This window comes from Bilifractor porci (assembly GCF_009696005.1).
Lineage (GTDB): Bacteria > Bacillota > Clostridia > Lachnospirales > Lachnospiraceae > Bilifractor > Bilifractor porci.
On the sequence record NZ_VUMV01000003.1, the window covers coordinates 249,997 to 267,051 of the forward strand.

Here is a 17,055-nt window from a genome sequence, read left to right on the forward strand (position 1 = left end):
AGTTGTCAGGAGACAATAGATGGGAGTACTATTAAAATATGCTTTATATACGTGGCGATACGCACCGGCAGTTTGCCGGTGTCCGGGCATTCTGTGCCTGGAAAAAGACCAGCAAAGCAGATATTCTAATCATCACCGGGGATGTCGGAATCAATGGAAGAAATCCACAGCAGGATCGGATTCTGAAACAAGAGCTTCAGGAATTCCCGATCACGTTCTTCTGCCTGCGTGGCAATCATGACCGGAGACCGACGGCTCTGGAGAGCTATCGGGAAACAATCCGCTATGGGGGACTGGTCTATCGGGAAGAGGAGTTTCCAGATCTTCTTTTCGCCAAAAACGGGGAGACCTATGAGCTGAACGGGCGTAAGGCGTTTGTCATTGACGGCGCCTCAAGTTCGGATTGTACCTACCGCCTGGAGCACGGGCTCCCGTGGTGGGCAGATGAACAGCTCTCCGAGCCGGAGCGAAGACATGTGGAGCAGCAGCTTGCCCTGCAGGGATGGAAGGCAGACCTGATTCTCTCGCACACCATGCCGGAAAAGTATATCCCGAAAGAATGTCTGCAGAGGAAGCGGAAGACAGGAAATCCGGATCTGTCTATGGAAGCCTGGATGAACCAGCTGGAAGAAAAAACAGCGTACCGCAAATGGTACGCCGGGCACTGGCATGTGGAGAAACAGGTAACTGACCGCATGGAAATTTTATATCAGAATTTTACAGAGGTGGAGGATGGATAACAGAACAGACTGGTCCGTGGAATTCATTGAAAATGAGAGCAGGCGCATGGAAATCATCCGAAAGGGATTTGCGGAGCATCTCACAAGCCGGAGCGTGAATAAACTGCTGCTGGAAAACTACTGCGAGGCACTGTATGCCCGCAATATTTACGAGGCTGCGCTGATCTACTGCTTTGACCATGAGAAGACCTATGCGGAGTGGAGAGAAATGGTCACACAGTGTGATCAGGTGTATCATCCGGATCCGGATAAATCCGGAACTGTCATTCTTCTCTCGAAGCTGCGGGACTATGTGGAAAAGGAGTCAACGCAGGAGGGAAACGGGCTCAATACCGCCTTTATCACAAGGAAAATGCAATCGGAATTGGAGGAGACGGCGAGTGAGGAAAGCTTTATGGATTTCCTGCTTAAGAACATTGAGAATTTCAGTGCCGTGCGGGAAAAAGCCAGATATTATTTTTCCAAGTACACGCTTCTCTATATTGATGAGAAAATAGAAAATTATCTGTCTGCCTGCGAAAAGGTGGATATTCTCCGGAGCCGGAAGGCAGGAATGCTCTCCGAAGAAGAAAAATATCCGGAGAAAGCAGCAGTAGAGGAACTCTCTTTTCTGAAACCCCTGAAACCGCTGCAGCGCTCTGCGGATACGGCAAAATTTGACACAAAAAACTATCTTCCAATGGAAGAAAAAAAGAAGCTGCTGGGAGAAATGTCTCTGACATCCGGTGGAATTTTCGATGCCATGAATCAGTACTATTTCGGCTATATTTCCATGGACTGGCTGGAACTGTGCCTGGAGATGTATCCGGAGATCGAGGGCTGGCCGACAGAGACAAAACGAAAGATTGCGCAGGCGCTTGGTCTTTTAAAGCCGGACACGACAGAGGAGGAAGAAAAACAGATTCTGGATTCCCTGGAAGACCGGATTCTGGAGAAAGAGGAAGAACTGGAACTGCAGCGGGACAGGGCGTACGCGAGAAAAAAAGAACCTGCCACGACGCCAGCCGGAGAAGATTCCGCTTCCCCAATTACAGCTTCCGAAAAGCAGGCGGAGAATCTTTTGAATTCCGAGACGCAGGAGAAAAAGGCCACACTGGCATTTCGCGATTTTCTGCTGGGCAGAAAAGATATCAACAGGAGAACACTGCTTCTGTATCTGTTGTTCATACAGGCCAGAACGTCGCTGTCGGAGGAAAATAAGATCACGGTGCCGCGGCTCAACAAGATCCTCCTGAACTGCGGCTTTTCACAGCTTCAACCAAACAGGGAGTTTGACCGGTTTGTCATGGGCTTTTTAAAGGCGGAAGATCCGATTGGGTATTTCCAGCTCTTTGTAGAGGACAGGCTGAAAAATCAGAAGGAGTCTGTCCTATATGGAATTTATGAAAACTCCTACAGCCACCAGAAAGAACTGGTGCGTGATATGCTCAGAAAAAGGATGATGTAATGACGGAACAGGCAGAGAGTAACAGATATCTTCCGAACGGCAGCATTCTGCTGGAACGGTATAAGATTATCCGGGCGCTTGGACAGGGAGGCTTTTCCATCACATATCTTGTCTTTGACAGGGTTCTGTCGGTAAATGCTGCCCTGAAGGAGTGCTTTCCCTCGCAGATGGCAGTGCGGGAGTCGGATGGAAGAACCGTTTCTGTGCTGCCGGACCAGCAGGAGAGATTTGCGCATATCCGGGACTCCTTTCAAAAAGAAGCGGAATTTACCTTTGGAGATTACGACCAGACGGGAATCTGCGCCGTAAAGGATTTTTTTGAGGCGAACGGAACGGTCTATATTGTAGAAGAGTATCTTCCGGGAGGCACCTTCAAAGAATATCTGCGGCAGAAATCGGATCACCGGGTACCTGCAGAGGAACTTCGAAATCTGTTTCTTCCTGTCATGAAGGGGCTGGCTTTTCTGCACGAAAAGGGAAGTATTCACGGAGATATTTCTCCGGATAACCTGATGTTTGACGGCCAGGGAAGGATGAAGATTGTGGATTTTGGCTCTTCCTGGCTGTTTGCGGAAGAAAAGAGAAACTATCGGACCTTCAAGCCCGGTTACGCTGCTCCGGAACAGTATCTGACAGATGGGATCATCGGGCCATGGACAGATATCTATGCCCTATGCGCGGTTTTGTACGAGGCACTTACCGGAAAATGTCCGTACAGTGCGGAAAAAAGAAAGAAGGGAAAAGAATTACGTCCGATCCGGGATATCACAGATCTGGACCCCGGTGTGGAGAGCGCTGTTCTGCAGGGTCTGCAGCTGGATATTCCGAAGCGGTTTTTCTGGATGGGAACGCTGATGGAGCGTCTGGAAATGGAAGATGCAGATGTGCAGAAACGCCTTCCGGAAACCAGAAAACAGTGGAGCGAGGCGTGGATGCAAGCCGCCATGGCTCCCTCCTTTCTTGCTGCAAAGCGAAGACGGCTGAGCAGGAGGCAGAAGACCCTGCTAAAGCGGACGGCTATTGCTCTGGCGGCAGGGTATGGACTGCTGATAGCGGGATCCTTTCTTTATCTGCGAATGCATCCGGTGGAGGCGTTTCAGATTCGGCTGCAACAGGCCAGAGTTTCTGCACAGAGGCAGAAAGAAAATGCCTATTACCCGGCGGATGCCGCTCTGCGGAAAACGCTGGAATCTTATCCATCCTCGACCACAGACTCGCATGTCACCTACCAGTCCATACCGGAATCCTGGTTCAGGAAGCATCACATTTATGGCAATCAGGCCAATCTGTTTGCCGCGGATGTGGATCTGATTGAGGATGTTATGGCGTACGCGTATGGTCAGAATATCCATGTCGCATCCTCCGAGTTTTCTGGAGATGTGACTTATGATACGGATTATCAGGATCTGAAGGCAGCTTGTGAGGCAGAGAATACTTATCACATCCGGACGGATGATGCGGATTCTGCCACAATTATTCAGATCACCTATGATATCAGGGACAACCGGATCCTTCATCTTTCAGTCAATGGCTCGAAAGAAGCTGCGGCTGCTTTTCTGCGGGAGGTCTTCCCTTATCTGGCCGCGGGAAAATACCTGAAGGATGCGGAAATAGAAGAATTATTTGCGACGGCGCACCGGCAGAAGAACAGGCACGAAGAAGATTCCTCCGAATCCGAAGGAGCGAAATGGGAGACGAACCGGAGCGGCTGTCTGTTTTTAAAAGAAGATCCGATGAATTCGGATGATTCTAATAACTATTCTCTTGATGTTTCCAGGACAGACGACGCGTTATTCGGATGGTTTGGATACTATGAGTATTGAGGAAAAACGGATTATGGAATTGGCGTCTGGTACCATCCTGAATCAAAGATATCGGATCGTAAAAAAGCTCGGGCAGGGAGGATTTGCCATTACTTATCTGGCCGGAGATCTGCAGCTGAAAAAAAGGGTTGTGATCAAGGAGTTTTTTCCTTATGCCATGGCATCCAGAGACGGAGAGAGCGCAGCCGTATTGCCTCCGGAAGGTGAGCTGCAGAAAACGTATCTGAAGTATAAAAAGGATTTTTTGAAAGAGGCCATAATACAGGCATCCCTGTTCGAGATCACAGGCGTTGTCAAAGTACTCGGGTATTTTGAGGAAAATGACACGGTCTATGAAGTCATGGAATACGTGGATGGCATTACGCTGCGAGCGTTTCTGGAAGAACATGGAGAACTCTTGAATTTTACTCAGGTATGGAAACAGATGCTTCCCGTGCTGGAGGCTGTGGCGGCGATCCACGAAAGAGGGTATGTGCACAGAGATATCAGCCCGGATAATATTATGGTTCAGAAAGACGGGCGCCTGAAGCTGATGGATTTCGGAGCTTCCCGTGTGTACCAGACTGACACGGACCGTCAGAAGACTATGACAGTTCTTATCAAGGATGGTTTTACGCCTCCGGAGCAGTATGATTCGCATGGAAAGCAGGGCCCCTGGACGGATATCTACGCGCTTGCTGCTGTTTTTTACTATCTTCTTACCGGATATACGCCGGAAAGTGCCATGGAGCGGCAGGTGCAGGATACCCTTTTTCTGCCCTCGGAATTTGGATGTGAGATCCCACCGGAGACGGAGATGAAATTGGTGTCCAAAGGGCTTTCCCTCAATCCCAAGGAACGGTACCAGTCTGTCTGGGAGATGGAGAGCGACTTAGTCGGAGCGGAGACACAGGCTCCGAGAGAACAAAAAAGAAGAAAGGATTTTCTTCCGGCAGCTGTTCTCCTGGCCGCCGCCGCTCTCTGTTCCGTTGCTGCCGCCGCCGCTTTTGCGGATTCGCTGCATCTGGAGCCGCCGACACAGGCACAGGAGTATGACAGGAATTCAGCGAAAAATACGGAATTGAAGCAATATCTGGAGGAACATGCTGCTTCCGAAGAAGAGACAGAAGATGGGATTGTGTATCAGCTGAAAGAGGCGGACGCAGAAGCCCTGAACCTTACCAGTGATGTCAATTTTCTGAATCTGACACGGGAGGATCTGCTCTCCGGGTATGAAAAAGAAGGATTCCATGTGGAAACCGTTTCCGAAAAGGCAGATCTTACGGTGACAGAGCAATATGGAACAGACACGGTAAAATTTTTAAAGACGCAGCGACTGTCTGTGCCAGAAAAAGACTGCCTGGTGTTTGTGAACTATGATCTCTATTCAGAAAAAATCCATCGGATTTCCATTCGACTTCAGGAGGACACAGAGGACCTTGCCGCATTGAGTGACATTAGCAACGAGACACTGCAGATTGTACAGAGTTGCCTGCGGCTTCCGGACAGTGCCCGGGAAGGCAAAAAAGAATTCCCGGAAGACTTCTCAGAGATGGCTGCTCAAATAGAAGAGGGGAATCAGGCAAGCGTGGCCGGCCTCTATTTGGGAAGAGATGCAAAGCTGCTCATGCTCCATACCGATGCCTCTTCCGGGCTGACCGTACATGTTATTCCCTTTAAAGATGGAATCTGAAGATCATGATACGGAAGAGCTGCCGGCTGCCTGTCATTTGCTTATACATCTGACAGCTGCGATTGGCGGCCCTTTTCATTGGCATACAGGGAAAATGTTTACGTGATGCTGGTGTCTGGCAGATGAAAATTTCTCTCTATAAAATCAGAATTGATAATGAGAGGCGAAGATCCCATCCACATGGTTCCTGAGTTCTACTTCAGAGCGGATCTGATTGCTGTTAAACTGAATCATTTCTGCATTGCACGCGATTCTCTCCAGCTGCGCATTCGAAACCTGCGATGCCGACGCAATTCTCTGCAGATCCTGATCTACGGAAGAAATGGCGTCCTGCATCTGGCAGAGCTGCTCGCTTGATTTGTTTACCGCAAGGAACAAAGCACGCTGATTGAATTCAATTTTATTCAGATGGGAAAGAATTTTATTCTGCCCTTCCGCAAGATGATCCATTCTTGCTTCCATACTGTAAAGATTGTAAGCACCTTCGTGACCTTCCAGACTGCTGCATCTTCCCGATGACAGATACTCAAAAAAAGAAGTGACGGCAGCACGGTTCCGATAGGCCGGATAAATAATATTGTAACTGTAGATATGGGTTAAATCTTTTTCTATGACAGCAAGCTCTTTCTGCAGGTCATACAGGCGATTCTGTAAAACACCCGCTAATTTCTTTGCGGTATGTGCTTTTCGCACGCTTTGGTCATAGGCTTTCTTATTGGCCAGATACAGATCCCGGTTTTTCTGGTTCTGTGCGTCAATGCTTTTGTTTTCCTTACGAATCTTCACATTTCTGATTATGTCACAGAACCCTTTGATCACAGCAATAGTACTTCCAAGCATGGCAAAGCTCATACATACCGAAAGAGCATAGCCGACGCCGCTTCGAGCCAGTGAAAAAAATTCCATCAGAATAGAGGAAAACAGGAAGAATACAACGCCCAGGGAAATGGTTTTAAAAGCCTTATTTTCCTTCTGGGAAGGTACGACCGCCTGCACCGGCTCCGGAAGAGGCATAGTATTGTTCAGGTTCTGGATAGTGCTTTTTAAATTCTGAATCGCTGTTTCCTGATTATATTTCAGCTTTTCCATCAAATAAACATCTCCGACATATTTCTTTAACGCACCATTGCTTAACGTCATAATCTCCTCCTATCTGGATGACATATTTTACTCTGCCATCCGCTGAATGTTCTGCGTTTTTCTATGTTTCCATCTTATCCGCTGAAATTGCCAATTTTTATGTATAAGTCCAGTCGCAAAGCAGGGACGAATGCATGCTTGCATGCAATTCCGGCCCTGCTTTAGCGACTGGACTTATACATATTGTGGCAGGAGGATGGACAAATAGATTTTAAGCATTTTGTGTTATGTTCGGTTGTTCATATTTAGGAAATGCGCTATTATTAACAATAAGTAAGCATGCGTTCACTCATATAATTAGGTGAAGTGACGGCGTTTGCTGTGGTTAGACAGCGCAAAATGAAAAATAGTACAGCCGCATTGTTTCGACTGTGTTGCCAGCTCCGATTGTGAAACTGCGAGTAAGCAGGAAAGCTCCTTTGGGCAAAAAGAATTTCAGCTGGTTTTATACCTGGACCAGCTGGAACAATTTCCGTGCGTTCTACCTATTATAAAGACGAAACGGATTATGACATTGTCAGCGGACCAGAGGGAGCACTGAGCGCCGCCTCAGACTGTCTGCAGACAGGGTACAGTGCAAAGATAACGGGAAATATGGATTTTATCTATCAGCCCCACCAGAATAGCGACACTAGGGAAGAGAAGATCTACCAGTGTATGACAGAGGACGGAATGCTTCTCTACCAGTTTACTGGTACAGAGGATAAAATCCCGAAAACCCTGGAGACGGGGAGCAAGGTATATGCCCGCTCTTCCAAGAAGAATGACAGTCAGGATTCAGGTGTGGTTTTTGTTTACTATCAGCTGCAGGAAGATACGAATACGCATTACACTGTTAAAGTGACTTATGTTGATGAAGAAAGTGGCAAAGAAATAACCACACGTACCTTCTACGTCAATAATAGGCCTGAATTATTCATGACGACTCAAAAATCGTACTAATCAGTATTACCGAAAAATTTGTAACCCTTTTCGCAGATAACAGGTGATTGCTCCTGAAAAATGAGCGCACTTATCCTCTTGTCATGATCTGGTACGATTCTGAGTTGTCAAAGTGCTTCACAATTGTTATTCCAGCTGTGGCTGCAGCTTTTCTATGTTAGAAAGCGTTTCATAGAATTCCATCTTATAGGGACAACTGCTGCACAGTTTGAATGTAATATATCTTGCTGAACGAATCACCCTTGCAGCGATCTTCAGCAGCTTCAATCGGATGGTGTCGATTCTCTGCTTCCTCATGGAAGCGGAAAGCGCCAGCCGGCGAAACCAATTAAATAAGTTGTATGCCAGAGCGTGGACTCTGAGGCGGTTTGCGTTAACAACTCTGGAGTGACTGCTTACGGAAGAAAAATCAAAGCCACTTTTACTCTCTTTGATGAAGTTTTCCATCTTTCCGCGGCCACAATAATACTGGAGGACCTTGTATGGTTCCATTTCCATCGTTGTTACGACAAAGGTATAAAGATGCGTCAGCTGATTCGCCGGCTTTTCAGTCTTAAAAACCACACGTCTCGGATGTGACCAGCTTCCGGCCTGATACTGGAATTCGCCATATTCTACGGCATAATCCACGGCGTTGTATTTGGTTGCACGCGCAAGCGCATCATCCGCATTGACAGCGAGTTCCCGGAGTTTTGCATTTTCCTTTAAGCGGATTGCATACTTACAGCCGTTTTTTTCGCAGATTTCATAAACCTCAGGAGACGCAAAACCACTGTCTCCGCGAAGATAACGCTGTATGGACGGATATTTGATGCGAAACTCTTCTAATAGAGGTTCCATAAAAGCGCCTGCGCCGTTGCTGCAGTATTTCGTTCCATCCCGAAGTTCTGTTTTCAGCAGATCCCCGGTAAGACCGTCGTAGCAAAGAAGCGGATGATAACCGTGAGCCTGATAGTGGTAATTGAAGGCTTCGCCTTCCTGATTCCCATAAGTATTCAGCAGTGTTGAATCCAGATCAAAGAGCATGAATTCTGGCTTTTGGATGGAATAGACGATCTCCCTCATACGGGAGTCGATCTGATCCATCTGCGCCAGAGTGGATTCGTCCATACGGTTCCAGAAACTGGAAAGTGTAGGCTGAGAAGCCAGACGATCCTTCCCCAGAACCGTCTTAAAAATCGGATCATCTGTCAATTCATCGGAACAGTCGTCTTCAAAATATGCCGCGATGATCTGGTAGATCATCTGTAAGAGATTATCTGAATCTGTGTGCAGTCTGACTTTGGTGTAATCTGTAGTTTTAAAAAATTTCTTTACGAGGTGTATCAATCCTATTTTGGAAGCAAACTCCTTGATTAGAAGAAGTCCTGCGTCAGAAGAAAGATCGCCACCGTTGAAATTTATTTTAATTTGTTTGTTGCTTTCAAGTGAAATGGTGTTTACAATTGCCATAAAGGACTTCCTTTCGAGGTTTGGTTTTTGGATTAGGACACCTTAATCATACCAAGGATGAGGTCCTTTTTCTATTCACTTTTCAGATGAAAGCAATAAAACTTGTAACAACAGTAACTATACGGCTTTCAGCCGCAATCACCGCATCGCGGTGAATAATTCAGGTTAACTGTTCAGCACCCCTGAAAATCGATGTGAAGAGGCGGCACAAGCTTACTTGTGCGGGCCGATTTCCATCAATTTTCGGGGCGGCCAAGGCGCGCAGCGCCTATGACCGCCCACAATGTGAGGTGCGCAGCTCCTCGCACATGAGAATGCTGAATAGTTACTTATTTGAAAGAAAGGGAACCCGCGAAATGAAAGAAAACAGCTCTTTTCAGAAAATCTATGAAGTAGTCCGTAGGATTCCGGCAGGCACCGTGGCAACCTACGGACAGATTGCCGCCCTTGCGGGAAACCGGCACTGGGCCAGGGTGGTCGGCTATGCTCTCCACGCGAATCCGGATCCGGAGCATATCCCCTGCTACCGTGTTGTCAACCGGAACGGACAGGTCTCTTCCGCCTTTGCGTTCGGCGGAAAGAACCGGCAGATTGAACTGTTAGAGGCCGATGGGGTTCCCTGTCCGGATGGAATCGTTGATCTGAAAAAGTACCAGTGGAAGCAGTTTCCCCTGTCATACTTTCAGGAACAGGAAGTGTAAAAAACCGTCCCTCCCTTTGTACAGACCATCCTATCATTACCCTGGCAATGCGGTAATTCCGTGCAATGAAGTAATTATAGATAGTATTCACAAAGAAAGGAACGGTTTTCCGGCATAAGAATTGCCCCGTTCACTGTGCATATACGCACAATATATGATTTATGCTCTGATTTCTTTTCTCATAAAGCTGATGTACGCTGCCGCAAAGCCGACCACAGCCACCGCAATCATTGTAATGATGTGAGGAACAATCTGCAGCATGCTCTGCCCCAGCGTCAGGTAGCTTGCGACCGCGCCCTCCTGCGACTCCATGATGGAAATAACATTCGTCGAATGCACATTCGGATTCATCAGGATAGAAGTAATCTCGCTGAACAGATAATAGGGCGAAACCCTGTTCCATGCCATCTGCGTCTGATAGTTATTCAGCATATTCATCTGCGCATTCGCTCCGGTAAGCGGATAAACCAGGCTGGCAATCCCGGAGGCAATCAGACTCTGGAACAGCGTCAGCACCAGCCAGATGGCAACGCAGGCCAGCGCAGCTGTAGCCGCATGCCTGCAGACCACGGAAAAGAATTCCGCCCAGGCCAGCCACAGACAGATATACACAGTCGCCAAAAGAAGATAAATCACCAGGCGTGCGATCTGTTCCCCGGTGGGAATCAGTCCGGTAGCCACCATGCTGAACCCCGCGGCGATTCCTCCGATGGAAAAGATCATGATGGCAACCGCTGTGGCTCCTGCCAAAAACTTCGCGTTAATAATCGTATCTCTGTAAATAGGCTGCGCCGCCAGACGGTTCAGGGTTCCCTGCGCCATCTCTTCGTTGATGGCGTCAAAGCCCAGCATAATTCCTACCAGCGGTCCCAGAAAAGCGATAAACGTCGAGAAGGAATAAATATTGCTGCCGGAAGTTGTAAACAACTTCAGAAAAATAAACTCTGATGTCGCTGCGGCTGCCGTTTTTGCGTCTGTGGACTGCGCCGCGGAAGAAATAGAGCCGATTGCCCCGTACAGCGCGATAAACATAATAACAGCAAGAAGAAGGAACAGGATCCGGAAGCGGATGGAATTCAGATGGTCAGAGAGCTCTTTCTCATACAGAATCTTCATCCCATGACGATTGGTTTTCGCCGCACTGCTGTTTTCTTCTTCAATGAATTTTTTCCAGCTGTTCTTTATTCCGGCCAAACCGTCTTTGTTTTCCGTCTTTGCTGCTTCCACTGTTCTCTCCTCCTTCCTTTTCTGCCTGCTCAAAATACCTGCGGTATATTTCCTCCAGATCGCCGCCGCTCTGATGCATCTCCCGGATCACATAATCCTGATCCGCCAGAAGCCGAACCAGTTCCTTCTGCATGTCGCGGTTTGCCTCTACATGAATGGATCCGTCCACCTTTTTCCCAATCAGTTTCACGCCGGGGATCGACCGGATGCTCTTCTGAAAGGCGTCCGTCCAGATGTTTTCTCCGTTTCGCTCCACCTTGAAATCAAAAATATACAGCCCCTCGCTCCGAAGCTGCGCGCCCAGCTCGTCGATTCTTCCGCAGGCAATCATCTTGCCCTTCACAAAAATGCCGACGCGATCCGAGATCGCCTGAATCTGATACAGGTCATGGGATGAAATCAGGATCGTCAGCCCGTCCTTATCCGCCAGCTCCCGAATCAGTTTTGTCAATTCCCGCGTTCCCTGCGGATCAATGCCGGACGTCGGTTCATCCATAATGATAATCTTCGGTTTTTTCATCAGGACATCCGCAATGCCCAGCCGCTGCCGCATACCTCTGGAATAGGTTCCCGCCTTCCGGTCTCCCGCATAGGCAATTCCTACCCGTTCCATCAACTCGTCTGCCCTCTGCGCGGCTTCTTCCCGCGCGAGCCCGTTCATCATACCGCTGAAGATAAGATTCTCCCTGCCGGTTACCGACGGATAAAAGCCCACCTTATCCGGCAGATAGCCCACTTCGTTTTTCACAGCCAGAGAATTTCTGGTACAGTCTTTCCCATCAATCGCCGCGTGCCCCGAGGTCGGATCGGTAAGTCCAAGCAGCATCAGGGTGGTTGTTGTCTTTCCCGCTCCGTTCGGCCCAAGCAGTCCGAAAATTTCTCCCGGATAAATTTCCAGATTCAGCTTTTTTACTGCCTGCACATCTCCGTAGTTTTTACTCAGGCCGCTGGTTCTGATGATGGGTTTCGCATACGCTCTGCTCATACATCAGTGCCTCCCGAATTTTCTGAATACAGCCACAAGCGCGGCCGCGATGGCAATAATCACCACGACACCCACAACGCCCCAGACCGTCTGTGTCTGAACCGTTACACGGAACTGCTGGTCGGAGGATGTCTCTGTCGCAGACGCAGTCATTGTAACCGCGTAATCTCCGCTGATGGATGACTGAGAAGGTGTCACATAGGCGGTAACCTCCTTCGTTTTCCCGGCTTCCAGAGAATCAATCGTGCTCTCGGAAAATTCCACCGTCCAGTCGGTAGGCGCGCTGGCCGTCAGATTGATATTGGTAAGCGGAAGGTTGCTGTTATTTACCACGTCAATCACAACTGCCGTCTTTTTATTCGCCTTGGCATTAAAGGACAGCGTCTGGTCCTGCGTAGTAAGGCTCAGGCTGTAGGTACCGGTAATTTTTACCTTCAGTGTAAGGTTCAGCGTTTCATTTGCGGATTTTGCCGTAATCGGGATTTCATAGTCGCCGGCATCCGCGTCCTTTTTCGGCGTAACCGTGACGGTGACAGAAGAAGTAGAGCCTCCTTTTACGTCGACGGAAGAAACATTATTGGATTCGCCGGAAGGGGTGAATGTTGTTGTCCATCCGTCCGGGCTTTCCGCGGAAAGGCTGTAGGACTGATCGGATGTAGAATTGTTCTGAAGAGTTGTATTAAAGGTGAAGGTTCCGTCGGAAGTTCCTTCCTGGGAATCATAATCTGCTGTCAGTGTACTGGCGCCCAGATCTTCCTGCGATACGTTCAGCGTCAGATCCAGGGTATCACTGCTGGTCTCGCCCTGGGCTGTCAGTGTAATGGTATAAGTGCCCTCCGCCAGATCCTCCGGAAGATCAACAGAAAACGTCGCCAGGGCACTGTTCTGCCCGTTTTTTACATAAACGTTGCTGATGGTATTTCCTCCGCCCTGGAAATACCCGGTGGCTCCGTCCGGAACACCGGAGCTGCTCAGGCTTACCAGCTCGCCGCTGCCGCCGTTGGCAAAATCCAGGTCAAAGGATACGGTGCTGCCCGGCTTCGCGGAAACGCCCGGATAAGAAGTGCTCATCTCCAGACCGTCGCTGATAACCCGGTTCGCATCCTCCGATTCGGAAGTTGAGGTGGCTGTGTCCGCGGCAAAAACGCCTGCCGATGTCGTAAACACCATGCAGGACGCCAGTGCCGCAAAGCCCAGTGCTTTCATCCATCTTGTGCTTTTCTTTTTCATCTTTGAGTGACCTCCTGATTTTTTTCAAACCTTCCTTTTTATTTCGGGTTTATGTTTGTATGAAAATTCTAAGAAAAAATTGTGGTCAGACTGTCACTCTAATGTGTTAATTCTGTGAAGAAGGTGAAGCGACGAACAAAGGAAATATCGCACTTAACCTATTGTTTTCCATCCCTCCTCCAGCATCGCCAGCGAAGCCATCAGATGAATTCGGATTTCCGGATATTCCAGATTTAATCCGGTCAGTTCCTGTATTTTTTCTACACGATGCTGAACGGTATTTCTGTGCACAAACAATTTTTCTGCCGTTTTCCTGTAATCTCTTTCGTTAATCAGAAAACAATCCAGTGTTTGAATAAGCTTTGTGCCATGCTGTTTATCATATTTTTCCAGAATATGTACCGCCGGATGGCAGAATTCAGGACCCGCATATTTTTGAAAAAGCTCTCTTAAATATGCAAAGATATAATTCTCACATCGGTTTACAGCCCCAGCTGTATGCTTCCCGTAAATCAAAGCCGTTCTCGCAAAAACGATCTGTTCCGGAAGCTCCGAAAAATCAGTAAAGACATAACTCATGCCACAAAAACTTTCTGTGTCATGCAGCATTTTGCCAATTTTTTTATCTATACCGTTATTTGCCTCCGCGTCAGCCAGATCCAGATTTAGAAAAGCCACTGCCTGTTTTTCCTGGCAATCCGCCATAACATACATCAGATGATTCATTTTTCTGCACAGCGGAATCAGAATTCCGGAATCACCCCTGATATTTTCTATCAGCAGGATCTTTTTTCTCTGCTCCGGAGCCCATCCCAGTTTATTCGCATAGTTCTGGAATCTGGCAGCATTTGTTCTGGAGAATAATTTATCCGTAGAAAACACCGTCCGAAACAGATGATGCATCGTCAGTTCTTCATCGGCACTTTTCCGGTTTTTCTCCATCCAGATCTGAATCGTTTCTCCGAGCTTAAAAAATATCTGTTCCTTGGCTTTTTCTGCATCCGTATTATAGTTGATTTCAATCAAATTATAGATATGTATGTCATCCAGATACAATCCCATGACATAGCAGGGAGATATCCCCGGCCCGACACTGTCCAGAATAAGACGGTTCTTTAATAGCGCAGCCGTTTTTTTCTGGCGGACACGGGCGATATACTCCAATGGTAGCGACTGATTTGCCTCCACATCCTCATACAATTTTCTTTCCTTCTCAAATCCATTCTCGGTTCTTTGCAGCGGATAAGACAATTCTCCCCGGATCAGATAGCTTTCGTCTGTGACATAGACAGTATCATGAAAAAAGGGGCGGCTGGCATCCAGAATTTCCTGTAGTGATGCGCCCCGCTCTATCATTTGCATACAGGTATCGTCCCACATGTTATAAACATCAAAGCAATCCAGAATAGAATTAAAAACCTCATCTATATCATTAGTGTCCAGAACAAGCATATCCTGACGGTGAACACAGATAACTTTATTTTTTTCGCTCTCAATATAATCCTCTGCACGTGCCAGATACAGATTATTTTCCGTCCGCATGGGAACATCAGCAAGAATCCGCACTCCGCGAAGTTCCATATTGCCGGATTTAATAAACGCTCTTGGATGATAAGTCTTCAAAAAATCTCTGATTATCCACATACTCAGTTTCATCGAGTACCTTTCTCCCCCTCTGAGAATTTTATTATTTCTAAAATACTGAACATGTTTTCTTTCCGTACGGCACCGGCTCCCACACCCGGAAAGCCGGACAGCTGCATTCCCGTAATGCTCTGCGCTGTAAAAACTGTCGTACAACCTATACATTGCATAAGATTGTAATTTTTTACAACATAATTTTATCTTTTAGTCATAAAAATGTAAACCGCTACCTTGTGAATACACAGCTTCACTGGTAGCTTATGAACTATAAAAAAGCAGCGGATTCCGCACCTCGTTTTTTAGGAGAATTCTCAGCAGTCAGGATAGCCATGATCTGAAACAATATAAAAGGCAGAAAGGTAAACACATGAAAACTCAAGAATTTAATGAAAGAATCGGCCGTGTCATGGATGCAGTATCTCTGCGGGAGGGAGATCGTGTTCCGTTCATCCCATCCATGAACAATTTTTATGCTCTGCATTACGGAGTCAGCATTCAAAATGCCATGAATGACTGCCGGAGCCTTACACAAGCAATACAAAAATATGTAAATGATTACAACCCTGATATGGTTTACTCTCCGGGAGCCTTCTTCCCGATTCCTCCGATGGAAACAGCTGGCTATACCAATGCCAAGTGGCCGGGAAGTTACTGGGATTTACCGGAAAATACACCTTATCAGTATGTAGACAGCTCCTATATGGATGAAGATGACTATGAAACCTATCTGAAGGATCCTTCTGCCTTTCTTCTGCACCGGGTACTACCCGGAAAATATAAAAATTTATCGGGGCTTTCCATGCTGAATCTTCCGGGTCTCTGCGGCCAGTCCATTTACTCATTAGCCGCTTTCGGACTCCCTTCTGTCCAGAAAACACTCCAGACAATGATAAAAGTCGGCCAGCAGGTATCGGAAGCTCTGCAGCGCGGTGCTGAATTATCTTTCACGCTGGTAAATGAAGGATATCCGGTTTACGGAGATGCCGTGGCATGCTGCCCGTTTGATGATTTTGCAGATAATGTACGGGGGCTTCTTGATACTTGCATGGATCTTGTAACCGATCCGGAGCCGTTGAATGAAGTCCTGACCCGCTGGGGGGATGTCTCTATTCCTGGCGCTGTAGAGACGGCCCGCATGACACACCAGCAGTTTGTATTCATTCCTCTTCACTGCGGAACGGATAACTTTATGTCACCGGACAATTACAACAAATACTACTGGCCACACCTGAAACGCCTTCTGCTCGCACTGATCAAAGCCGGACTTACGCCTTTTGTTTTCTGCGAAGGACACTACGACACACGGCTGGAGACTATCCGGGACATTCCAAAGGGGAAAGTCATTTATTCCTTTGAATCCGTGGATATGAAAAACGCAAAACGTATTCTGGGTGACACTGCCTGCATCGCAGGAGGATTTCCCACCAGTCTTCTGATGGAAGGTCACAAACCTGAAGATGTTGAAAATAAGGTGAAAGAAATGATGGATATCTGTGCACCAGGCGGAGGTTTTATCATGTCTAACTCTGTAGCTCTGGATTATGTGGAACCGGCACTGATGCACGCCTGGAGAAACGCGACAGAAAAATACGGAACATTTTAAGGAGGATTTCCAGATGAAAAAAGCAACCGTCTCCAAACTGAGCTTTTTATCCGTTATGAGTCTGTATCTTGTCTACCTCGGAACAGCAGAAATTTCCCCGGCCCTGGCAACGCTTGCACAACATTTTACAGGAAAAAACGTCACATGGATTTCTACCGTTCCCTCTCTTTTTCTGGTTATAGGCTCCCTTCTTGCAGGTGCTGTCCTGGGAAAAAGAATACATTTTCGATCCCTGATCATTCTGGCTTATTCTGCTCAGCAGACTGTTCCAAAACGGCATAACAGGAAATCTGATCATCGATATCTTTTTACTTTTTGCTGTTGGAATTCTGTTTTTGATCCGTTCCCCATTCCGAAAAACAATAGGAACACATCCAGCCAAAACAGACTAAGACCAGCGATGCCTGAACAGGGGCTGCCGTTTGGCAGCCCCTGTTGATACACTCTTG

At 47.5% G+C, this 17,055-nt stretch carries 14 protein-coding genes; 8 read left to right on the plus strand and 6 right to left on the minus strand.

The window, feature by feature from the left end; translation table 11 throughout:
• The first annotated feature begins 38 nt into the window (after positions 1–38).
• The 4 genes from FYJ60_RS06215 to FYJ60_RS06230 are packed head-to-tail and all read left to right on the plus strand — an operon-like array spanning position 39 to position 5,682.
• Complete coding sequence (locus FYJ60_RS06215; protein ID WP_154457799.1) at positions 39–740, plus strand: metallophosphoesterase family protein; 702 nt, start codon at positions 39–41, stop codon at positions 738–740.
• The gene (locus FYJ60_RS06220) at positions 733–2,187 is read left to right on the plus strand and encodes a hypothetical protein (RefSeq protein ID WP_154457800.1); all 1,455 of its coding nucleotides are present in this window, start codon (positions 733–735) and stop codon (positions 2,185–2,187) included. Before FYJ60_RS06215 ends, FYJ60_RS06220 begins: the two co-directional genes overlap by 8 nt.
• Positions 2,187–4,010 (plus strand): serine/threonine protein kinase, encoded by a 1,824-nt coding sequence (locus FYJ60_RS06225; RefSeq protein ID WP_154457801.1) that lies wholly within the window; start codon positions 2,187–2,189, stop codon positions 4,008–4,010. Before FYJ60_RS06220 ends, FYJ60_RS06225 begins: the two co-directional genes overlap by 1 nt.
• Positions 4,000–5,682: a serine/threonine protein kinase gene (locus tag FYJ60_RS06230; RefSeq protein ID WP_205838986.1), complete on the plus strand. Its 1,683-nt coding sequence runs from the start codon at positions 4,000–4,002 to the stop codon at positions 5,680–5,682. The genes FYJ60_RS06225 and FYJ60_RS06230 overlap by 11 nt, the downstream gene beginning before the upstream one ends.
• A gap of 144 nt (positions 5,683–5,826) precedes the next feature.
• Here FYJ60_RS06230 and FYJ60_RS06235 read toward each other — a convergent pair whose 3' ends face one another.
• A complete protein-coding gene (locus tag FYJ60_RS06235; RefSeq protein WP_154457803.1) occupies positions 5,827–6,822 on the minus strand; it encodes a hypothetical protein in 996 nt (331 codons plus the stop codon).
• A gap of 474 nt (positions 6,823–7,296) precedes the next feature.
• Between FYJ60_RS06235 and FYJ60_RS06240 the strand changes: the two genes are divergently transcribed.
• The gene (locus tag FYJ60_RS06240; protein WP_154457804.1) at positions 7,297–7,764 is read left to right on the plus strand and encodes a hypothetical protein; all 468 of its coding nucleotides are present in this window, start codon (positions 7,297–7,299) and stop codon (positions 7,762–7,764) included.
• Positions 7,765–7,890: 126 nt separating this feature from the next.
• On the opposite strand, the gene FYJ60_RS06245 is transcribed toward FYJ60_RS06240, so the two are convergent.
• The gene (locus FYJ60_RS06245; RefSeq protein ID WP_154457805.1) at positions 7,891–9,216 is read right to left on the minus strand and encodes an IS1380 family transposase; all 1,326 of its coding nucleotides are present in this window, start codon (positions 9,214–9,216) and stop codon (positions 7,891–7,893) included.
• 356 nt (positions 9,217–9,572) lie between these two features.
• Here FYJ60_RS06245 and FYJ60_RS06250 point away from each other — a divergent pair, with 356 nt between their 5' ends.
• Complete coding sequence (locus FYJ60_RS06250; protein WP_154457806.1) at positions 9,573–9,917, plus strand: MGMT family protein; 345 nt, start codon at positions 9,573–9,575, stop codon at positions 9,915–9,917.
• A gap of 159 nt (positions 9,918–10,076) precedes the next feature.
• Here the strand turns inward: FYJ60_RS06250 and FYJ60_RS06255 are convergent, their stop codons facing one another.
• From FYJ60_RS06255 to FYJ60_RS06270, 4 genes are all read right to left on the minus strand, one after another.
• Positions 10,077–11,144, minus strand: coding sequence for an ABC transporter permease (locus FYJ60_RS06255; RefSeq protein ID WP_330579130.1), 1,068 nt, complete (start codon positions 11,142–11,144; stop codon positions 10,077–10,079).
• On the minus strand, positions 11,074–12,129 hold the full coding sequence (locus tag FYJ60_RS06260) for an ABC transporter ATP-binding protein (protein WP_154457807.1): 1,056 nt from the start codon (positions 12,127–12,129) through the stop codon (positions 11,074–11,076). Before FYJ60_RS06260 ends, FYJ60_RS06255 begins: the two co-directional genes overlap by 71 nt.
• A 3-nt stretch (positions 12,130–12,132) precedes the next feature.
• Entirely contained in the window at positions 12,133–13,359 is a 1,227-nt protein-coding gene (locus FYJ60_RS06265; protein ID WP_154457808.1) for a COG1470 family protein, read from the minus strand.
• Positions 13,360–13,512: 153 nt separating this feature from the next.
• Positions 13,513–15,015: a helix-turn-helix domain-containing protein gene (locus FYJ60_RS06270; protein ID WP_205838988.1), complete on the minus strand. Its 1,503-nt coding sequence runs from the start codon at positions 15,013–15,015 to the stop codon at positions 13,513–13,515.
• Between the two features lie 355 nt (positions 15,016–15,370).
• Between FYJ60_RS06270 and FYJ60_RS06275 the strand changes: the two genes are divergently transcribed.
• Together FYJ60_RS06275 and FYJ60_RS06280 are read left to right on the plus strand one after the other, a co-directional pair.
• Entirely contained in the window at positions 15,371–16,606 is a 1,236-nt protein-coding gene (locus tag FYJ60_RS06275) for a uroporphyrinogen decarboxylase family protein (protein ID WP_154457810.1), read from the plus strand.
• A 13-nt stretch (positions 16,607–16,619) separates the two neighbouring features.
• Complete coding sequence (locus FYJ60_RS06280) at positions 16,620–17,045, plus strand: hypothetical protein (RefSeq protein WP_154457811.1); 426 nt, start codon at positions 16,620–16,622, stop codon at positions 17,043–17,045.
• Positions 17,046–17,055: the final 10 nt, after the last annotated feature.